This is a genomic window from Candidatus Methylomirabilota bacterium (assembly GCA_036002485.1).
Lineage (GTDB): Bacteria > Methylomirabilota > Methylomirabilia > Rokubacteriales > CSP1-6 > AR37.
This window is the reverse complement of sequence record DASYTI010000082.1, coordinates 1-7,957: the sequence shown is the minus strand read 5'-3', so window position 1 is coordinate 7,957 and position 7,957 is coordinate 1. Positions and strand designations below refer to the sequence as shown.

6 protein-coding genes are annotated in these 7,957 nt (G+C 68.3%); 5 read left to right on the top strand and 1 reads right to left on the bottom strand.

The features are described from left to right. The first annotated feature begins 307 nt into the window (after positions 1-307). The 5 genes from VGT00_08445 (at position 308) to VGT00_08425 (ending at position 6,142) form a co-directional block, all read left to right on the top strand. A complete protein-coding gene (locus VGT00_08445; protein ID HEV8531432.1) occupies positions 308-1,228 on the top strand; it encodes an ABC transporter permease in 921 nt (306 codons plus the stop codon). Beyond that, on the top strand, positions 1,218-2,114 hold the full coding sequence (locus VGT00_08440) for an ABC transporter permease (protein ID HEV8531431.1): 897 nt from the start codon (positions 1,218-1,220) through the stop codon (positions 2,112-2,114). Before VGT00_08445 ends, VGT00_08440 begins: the two co-directional genes overlap by 11 nt. Positions 2,115-2,298: 184 nt before the next feature. Further along, positions 2,299-3,261, top strand: a complete 963-nt coding sequence (locus VGT00_08435) for an ABC transporter ATP-binding protein (GenBank protein ID HEV8531430.1) — start codon at positions 2,299-2,301, stop codon at positions 3,259-3,261. Beyond that, a complete protein-coding gene (locus tag VGT00_08430; GenBank protein HEV8531429.1) occupies positions 3,248-4,288 on the top strand; it encodes an oligopeptide/dipeptide ABC transporter ATP-binding protein in 1,041 nt (346 codons plus the stop codon). Before VGT00_08435 ends, VGT00_08430 begins: the two co-directional genes overlap by 14 nt. Before the next feature lie 81 nt (positions 4,289-4,369). Beyond that, positions 4,370-6,142 carry an adenylate/guanylate cyclase domain-containing protein gene (locus VGT00_08425; protein ID HEV8531428.1) on the top strand — a complete coding sequence of 591 codons (1,773 nt, stop codon included), beginning with the start codon at positions 4,370-4,372 and terminating at the stop codon, positions 6,140-6,142. A gap of 84 nt (positions 6,143-6,226) precedes the next feature. On the opposite strand, the gene VGT00_08420 is transcribed toward VGT00_08425, so the two are convergent. Next, on the bottom strand, positions 6,227-7,831 hold the full coding sequence (locus VGT00_08420; protein HEV8531427.1) for a DHA2 family efflux MFS transporter permease subunit: 1,605 nt from the start codon (positions 7,829-7,831) through the stop codon (positions 6,227-6,229). Positions 7,832-7,957 lie beyond the last annotated feature (126 nt).

Below are 7,957 nucleotides of genomic sequence, written 5' to 3'. Positions count from 1 at the left end.
TCAGCAGGCCGCGCAAAAGGGTTCAGATGCGAGGCGGCGAAGCAGCGGGGCCCTTTTCATCGGCCTGCTAACCCGGATTATGCGCGAACACCTGGCCTCCTCACCTACTCAGCCCTCGCCTCGTCGCCCGAGGCGGGCGTCTCGGCTCGAACTGCGGCCCTCTCCCTAGTGGGGAGAGGGATCAGAATGAAGAGAGCAGCGTAGTGAAAGTGTTCTTATCCCTCTCCCCCGCGGCGGGGGAGAGGGCAGGGTGAGGGGGCCATACGACGAGAGAGTGTCCTTCACGAATAGTCCAGGCTGACGCCCGGTGATCCGGTTCGTCTTATCGCGGCTGTTCCAGTCGCTCGTGGCCCTCGCCATCCTGTCCGTCGTCGTCTTCATCCTGGCCAGGGCCACCGGCGATCCGCTCCACCTCATCCTTCCCATGTCGGCGAGCGAGGAGGACTACGCGGAGGCCCGCCGCTATCTCGGCCTCGACCGCCCCTACGTCGAGCAGTACTTTTCGTTCGTGGGCAAGGCCGTCACCGGGGACTTCGGGATGTCGCTGAGGGCGCGCAAGCCGGTGAGCGAGCTGATCCGGGAGCGGCTGCCCAACTCCCTTCGCCTCGCCACCTTCGCGATGGCCATCTCGCTCGCCCTCGCCTTCCCCCTGGGCGTGATGGCTGCGGTCAAGAAGGGGACCGGTCTCGACCGGACGGCGCAGGTGATCGCGGTGCTCGGCCAGTCGCTGCCCACCTTCTGGCTGGCCATCGTGCTCGTCGAGTTCGTGGCGGGGCGACTCCAGTGGCTGCCCGCGGGCGGCATCGACGGCTTCACCAGCTATATCCTGCCCGGCTTCACCCTCGGGTGGTTCGTGGTGGCGGGCATGATGCGGCTGCTCCGCTCCGCGATGCTCGAGGTGCTGGATTCGGAGTATGTCAAGCTTGCCCGCGTCAAGGGCGTGGTGGAGCACCGGGTGGTGTGGCTCCATGCGCTCAAGAATGCCCTCATCCCGGTCGTGACCTTTGCCGGCATCTATTTCGCCATCCTGGTCACCACGGCCATCGTGGTGGAGACGGTCTTTGCCTGGCCGGGTCTCGGGCGGCTCGCCTACGAGGGGATCAGCTCGCGCGACTTCCCGGTGATCCAGGCCGTGGTCCTGACCACCGCGGCCATCGTGGCCGTGGTGAACCTCGGCGTCGACTGCCTCTATGCCGTCATCGATCCCCGCATCCGCTATGCCCGCTGAGCCCGCGGGCGGTGCCCTCATCCTTGCCGATGTGGAGACTCCGTCGATTTCCGAGTCCCGGGTCCGGAAGCTGCCTCTTATCCCGCTCGGCATCATCACCGTGTTCGTCTTGCTGGCCATTCTCGCCCCGCTGGTGAGCCCGGCCGATCCGCAGAGCCAATCGCTCCGGAACCGCTTCAAGCCCCCCGTGTGGGAAGAGGCGGGAAGCTGGAAATATCCACTGGGCACCGACCGGCTGGGGCGTGACATGCTCTCGCGCATCATCTGGGGCGCGCGGGTCTCGCTGGCCGCGGGAGTGGTCACCGTGCTTCTGGCCAGCGCCTTCGGCGCGGCGGTGGGGCTGGTGGCCGGCTACTACGGCGGCCGGGTGGACGCGGCGCTCATGCGGATGACCGACGCCACCATGTCCTTTCCCGTCATCCTGCTCGCCCTGATCCTGGCCGTGACGGTGGGCCCGAGCTTCACCAATGTGGTGGTGGCCATCGCCGTCATCCTCTGGGCTCGCTACGCGCGCGTGATCCGCGGTCAGGTGCTGACCCTGATGCACCTCGACTTCATCGCCCAGGCGCGCATCGCGGGCGCCGGAGCGTGGCGCATCATCACCCGGCACCTGTTTCCCAATACCCTCAATACCCTCGTGGTCCTGGTCACGCTCCAGATCGGCTACGTCATCATCGTCGAGGCGTCGCTGTCCTTCCTCGGCGCGGGCATCCCGCCGCCCACCCCCGCGTGGGGCTCCATGATTGCTGAAGGCCGCGAGTTCGTGACCAGCGCCTGGTGGGCGTCGATGTTCCCGGGGCTCGCCATCCTGCTCGTGGTGCTTGCCTTCAACCTGCTCGGCGACTGGCTGCGCGACACGTTCGATCCGAAGCTCCGCCAGCTCTGAGCCCTTCGTGAGTCGAGAACCGGTGGGGGGGTCTGGGGCGCCAGGCGAGCCGACACCGGATCTTCGTCGACCGGTGGGGGGCCCTGGGGCGCCAGGCGAGCCGAGGAACTTCGGTGGGCTAGGCCCCGCCAGTTCCGAGGCGAGCGGACCCGAAGGAGCGGCGGTCGCTCCCCCCCAGAACCAAGTGATCGAGGTTCGAGATCTTCAGACGCATCTGGTGACTCGGTGGGGCACCATCAAAGCGGTCGACGGTGTCTCGTTCTCGGTGGCAGAAGGTGAGACCCTTGGCCTCGTCGGCGAGTCGGGCTCAGGCAAGAGCATGACCTGCCTGACCATGATGCGGCTCGTGCCGCGTCCCGCCGCGCGCATCGTGGGCGGATCGGTGCGGCTGGACGGCGACGAGCTCCTGGCCATGAGCGACCGCGAGATGCAGCGCATCCGCGGCCGCAAGATCGCCATGATCCTGCAGGACCCCATGAGCTCGCTCAACCCTGTCTTCTCCATCGGGATGCAGGTCCGCGAGCCCGTGGTGCTGTACCACGGGCTGCGCGGGCGGGCCCTCGCCGAGCGCGCCGCCGAGCTCCTCGCCTCCGTGCGTATCCCGTCCCCCGCGACGCGGCTTCGCGCCTTTCCCCACCAGCTTTCCGGCGGGATGCGCCAGCGTGTGGTCGGGGCCATGGCCATCGCCGCACCGCCGCGGCTGCTCATCGCCGATGAGCCGACAACCAGCCTCGACCTGACCATCCAGGCCCAGTATCTGGCCCTCCTCGAGGAGCTGCAGGAGAAGCACCGCCTGGCCATGATCTTCATCACGCACAACCTCGGCATCGTCTCGCGGATCTGCGACCGCGTGGCCGTGATGTACGCGGGCAGGATCGTCGAGATGGGGCCCGTGCGGCAGATCTTCACGGCGCCCGCCCATCCCTACACGCAGGCGCTCCTCGAGTCGATCCCGCGCCTCGGCGCCACCACCGACCGGCTCACCGCCATCGAGGGCCAGCCGCCCGATCTGGCCAGGCTCCCGCCCGGCTGCGCCTTCGCGCCGCGCTGCCCACACGTCATGGAGCGCTGCCGCGCCGAGGCGCCGCCCGAGTTCGCGGTGGGAGCGGGGCAGGTGAGCCGCTGCTGGCTGCATGGTGCGGCCTGAGGGCGCCGTGACGGCCGGGGTGCCCCTGCTCGAGGCCTCGGGGCTCACCAAGCACTTCCCCGTGCGCCATGGACCGCTCGGCTGGTCGAAGGGCTTGGTGCGGGCCGTCGACTCCATCTCGTTCACCGTCGAGGCAGGCAGTACGCTCGGGGTGGTGGGCGAATCCGGCTGCGGCAAGACGACCACCTCCAAGCTCGTCCTCGGTCTCGAGCGGCCGACCAGCGGCACGATCCGCTTCGAGGGCGAGGATGTCCTGGCCACAGATGCCGGGGTGGCGCGCCGCTACCGTCGTTCGGTCCAGGCGGTGTTCCAGGATCCGTATGCCTCCCTCGATCCGCGCATGCGGGTCGGCTCCATCATCGCGGAGCCGCTCGTGATCAATGAGCGGACGGGAGCGGGGGAGCGTCGCCGCCGGGTGCAGGAGCTCCTGGACGTGGTCGGGCTCCCCGAGCGCGCGGTCGACCTCTTCCCGCACGAGTTCTCGGGCGGCCAGCGCCAGCGCATCGCCATCGCGCGGGCCCTGGCCCTTTCCCCGAAGCTGATCGTCCTCGACGAGCCGGTATCCGCGCTCGACGTGTCCATCCGCGCGCAGATCCTCAACCTGCTGCGCGACCTCCAGAAGCGCCTGGGCATCTCCTACCTCTTCATCGCCCACGACCTCGCCGCCGTCGCCCACATGAGCCATACCATCGCGGTGATGTACCTGGGCAAGATCGTGGAGATGGGCCGGGCCACAGAGGTCGCGCTCGAGCCGAAGCACCCCTACACGAAGGCCCTCTTTGCCGCGGCACTCCCCATCGACTTCGACCGGCCACCGCCTGAAGTCGTGGTCTCGGGCGAGGTGCCGAGTCCGCTCAATCCTCCGAGCGGCTGCCGATTTCACCCGCGCTGTCCCTTCGTCATGCCCCGGTGCGCGACCGAGGAGCCGCCCCTCCAGCCCGAGGAGGGCCGGCTCGTGGCCTGCCACCTCTATCCGCTCGCCGGTGGCACTCTCCCCCAGCAAGCGACGACAAGTAAGGGAGGATGATCCTGCGTCCGCACCGGGGCGAGGCGCGATCCTTGTGCTAAGCTTGGGCGCCTCGGAAGAGGCGGGGACAGGGGAGCCGAGATGGCAGACCGGTTGGAGCGGCGACTGACCACGATTCTTGCCGCCGATGTTGCCGAATACAGCCGGCTGATGCGGGCGGATGAGGAGGCCACCCTCTCCGCCCTGGCCGCCTGCCGAGCAATCATCGACGCGTTCGTCGCCGAGCACCGCGGGCGGATCGCCAACACCGCGGGCGACTCCGTGCTCGCCGAGTTTCCGAGCGTGGCCGAAGCGCTCTCCTGCGCGCTCGCCATCCAGCCGGCCATCGCCAAAGAGAACGAACATCTGTCCCCCGAACGGCGGATGCGGTTCCGCATGGGCATCCATCTCGGCGACATCATGATCAAGGACGGCGACCTCTTCGGTGACGCCGTCAACATCGCGGCACGGCTGCAGGCTCTGGCCGAGCCCGGCGGCATCTGCGTCTCCGCGACCGTGCGCGAGCACGTGGGGACGCGGGTCATGGCGGCCTTTACCGATGCGGGAGCGCAGCAGGTCAAGAACATTGACGAGCCGGTGCGGGTCTTCCGCGTGGCCCCCATCGGCACGGCTCCGTCCGACGCGGCTCCGTCCGTCGGCGTGCTGACGGGGCCGCCGCTGCCCGACAAGCCGTCGGTGGCCGTGCTGCCGTTTGCGAATTTGAGCAGCGATCCTGAGCAAGAGTTTTTCGCCGATGGGATCGCCGAGGACATCATCACTGCGCTGTCGCGCTATCCCTCCCTCTTCGTCATCGCGCGCAATTCGTGCTTCACCTATCGGGGCCGCGCCGTCGACGTGAAGCAGGTGGGGCGCGAACTCGGCGTACGCTATGTGCTCGAAGGCAGCCTGCGCAAAGTCGGCCACCGCATCCGGGTCACCGCGCAATTGGTCGAGGCGGAAACCGGTAACCACGTCTGGGCCGAGCGCTACGATCGCGATCTCGCCGACATTTTCGCGGTGCAGGACGAGATCACGGAGGCGGTGACCACGGCGATTGCCCCCGCCGTCGCCGACGCCGAGCAGCAACGGGCCATGCGCAAGCCGCCGGGAAGCCTGGACGCCTGGGCCGCCTACCAGCGCGGCTTGTGGCACTTGAGCAAAGCCAACGCGAAAGACAACGCGCAGGCCGAGGAGTTCTTTCAGCAGGCCATCGATCTCGATCCGACCTTTGCCGGGGGCTACAAAGCGCTGGCCCTGGCTCGAAACAACGCGGGAGCCGTATACCAGACACGCAGTCTGCAGGAAGCCGCCGCGTCGGCGGAGGCATTGGCGCGACGGGCGGTGGCCCTCGACGGCGCCGATGCGGAGGCGCGAGCCCGCCTCGGGATGACCCTGTGGATGCGCGCCGACTATGAGGGCGCGCTGGCCGAGGTTCAGCGCGCGCTGACCATCAGTCCGAACCTGGCCTACGCACACGGAATCCGCGGCTCGACGCTGGTCTTTTCCGGACGGCCAAAGGAGGGGCTCGCGTCGCTCGAGACGTGCATCAGACTCGATCTCCGCGACCCAAACCTGGCCGCCCGCTTGAACCACCTCGCGCTGGGACTTTATTTCTGCCGCGAATACGAGGCGGCCATCGAGGCGGCGAAACGGGCGATCCGGTCATACCCAAATCATCCGATGGCCTATCGCTGGCTGGCCGCCGCGCTCGGTCAAGTCGGCCGGATCGAGGAAGCGCGGGAAGCACTGGACAAAGCCATGGCCATCGCGCCGGCCTCCTTCGAGACATATGTCCGCGGGCAGGTCCCGTGGTTTCGGCCGGAAGACCATGCTCACTGGCTGGAGGGCCTGCGCAAGGCAGGTTGGCAAGGCTGATCCCGCCCACCTTCCCGCTTCAGGGCTGCCTCGACTCCTGAGCGCACCCGAGGAATCCGGCGCCCTTTCGTTTTTCCGCACGCCTCACTCGGCGTGTACGGGTGGCGCCGCCTCGTCGCGGGCGGGCGCTTGCTTGGCCGGCTCCAGGCGGACCCGGCGCAGGAGCGGGAGCAGGATCAGGCAGCCGCAGAACAGCACGAAGATCAGCCAGAAGTCGTCGGCATAGGCCAGGAGCTGGGCCTGCCGGGTCACCTCCTGGTAGAGCTGGCCGAGCGCTTGCCTCTCGGCCGTGAAGGGATCGGCGCCGCGTGCGGCGAAGTGGGCACTCCAGACGCGCAGGCGCTCCGTCGTCTCCACGTCCCAGGCATTGACGTTGCCGACGAGCGTCGTCTGGTGCGACTGGGCCCGCCGCGCCAGCATCGTCGTCATCAGGGCCACCCCGATGCCGCCTCCGAGGTTGCGCACCACGTTGAGGCCCGCGGTGGCGTTGCTCATCTTCTCGCGTGAGATGGTGGCGAGGGCCACCGTGTTGAGGGGCACGAAGACGAAGCCGGTGCCGATGCCCTGGACGAGGCGCGGCCAGGCCAGCGCCCAGTAGTCCGCGCCGAGCGTCACCGTCGACATGCTGTAGGTCGCGTAGGCGTTGAGCAGGCAGCCCAGGGCGAGCAGGGCCCGCTGGTCGACCTTCATGAAAAGGCGGCCCGCGATGAGCAGCGACAGCAGATTGCCCACGCCCCCCGGGGCCAGGACCATTCCGGACGTCATTGCGTCGTACCCGAGCAGCTTCTGGGTGAAGAGGGCGAGCAGCACCATGCTCGAGTAGAAGCCGATCATGAGCACGAGCATGATGAGGCTGCCCGCGGCGAAGTTGCGGTCGGCGTACACGCTCAGGTCGAAGATGGGGTCGAGCGTCGTCAGCTCGCGGAGCACGAAGCCGAGGAGGGCGCCGGCAGCGAGGAGTCCCAGGGCCGTCACGAACGATGACGCGAACCACTCGTGTCGCTCGCCCTGGTCCAGGAAGAGCTGGAGGGAGAGGAAGCCCACGGCCATGAGAAGCAGGCCGGGCAGGTCCACGCGCGTGGGCTTGCGCAGGTACGGCGGGTCGAACAGGACGGCGGCGGTGGCGAGGAACCCCACGAAACCGATGGGCACGTTGATGTAGAAGATCCAGCGCCACGACCAGTTGTCCGCGATGAAACCGCCCAGGACGGGGCCGAAGATGGGCGCCATCATGATGCCCATCCCCCACACTGCCATGGCCATTCCGCGCTGGCGGAGGGGGAAGATCTCCCACATGATCGCCTGGGACAGCGGCATCAGCGGTCCGCCTCCCAGGCCCTGCAGGATCCGCGCGACGATGAGCGTCTCGATGTTGGGCGCCAGCCCGCACAGCGCGGAGGCCAGCGTGAACACCACCGTGCAGATGAGGAACACGCGCTTGCGCCCCAGCACGCTGGCCAGCCAGCCCGTGGCGGGCAGGACGACGGCGTTGGCGGCGAGGTAGGACGTGAGGACCCACGACACCTCGTCCACGGCGGCGGAGAGCGCGCCCTGGATGTGGGGCAGGGCGACGTTGGTCACGGTGGTGTCGAGGACCTGCGTCACCGTAACGATCATCACCGCGGCGGTGATCATCCACCGCCGCGCCGCCGTGAGGGGCGCCTCCGGATCGGCGGTCGTCGAGGTCATGGAATGTAGATAGCAGTAGGCCCGTTCTCAGTCCGGCACGAGGCCGATCAGCCTTGTCCCAGAGCCGATAGCTCCCCGCCCATCTCGCGCCGATCGTGCCAGAGGGCGTGGGAAAGGTCAAAGCGG

Excerpts from the sequence above, each read along its gene's own strand:
- VGT00_08440 (HEV8531431.1), top strand. The coding sequence starts at position 1,218 with ATGCCCGCTGAGCCCGCGGGCGGTGCCCTCATCCTTGCCGATGTGGAG.
- VGT00_08430 (HEV8531429.1), top strand. The coding sequence starts at position 3,248 with ATGGTGCGGCCTGAGGGCGCCGTGACGGCCGGGGTGCCCCTGCTCGAG.
- VGT00_08425 (HEV8531428.1), top strand. The coding sequence starts at position 4,370 with ATGGCAGACCGGTTGGAGCGGCGACTGACCACGATTCTTGCCGCCGAT.
- VGT00_08420 (HEV8531427.1), bottom strand. The coding sequence starts at position 7,831 with ATGACCTCGACGACCGCCGATCCGGAGGCGCCCCTCACGGCGGCGCGG.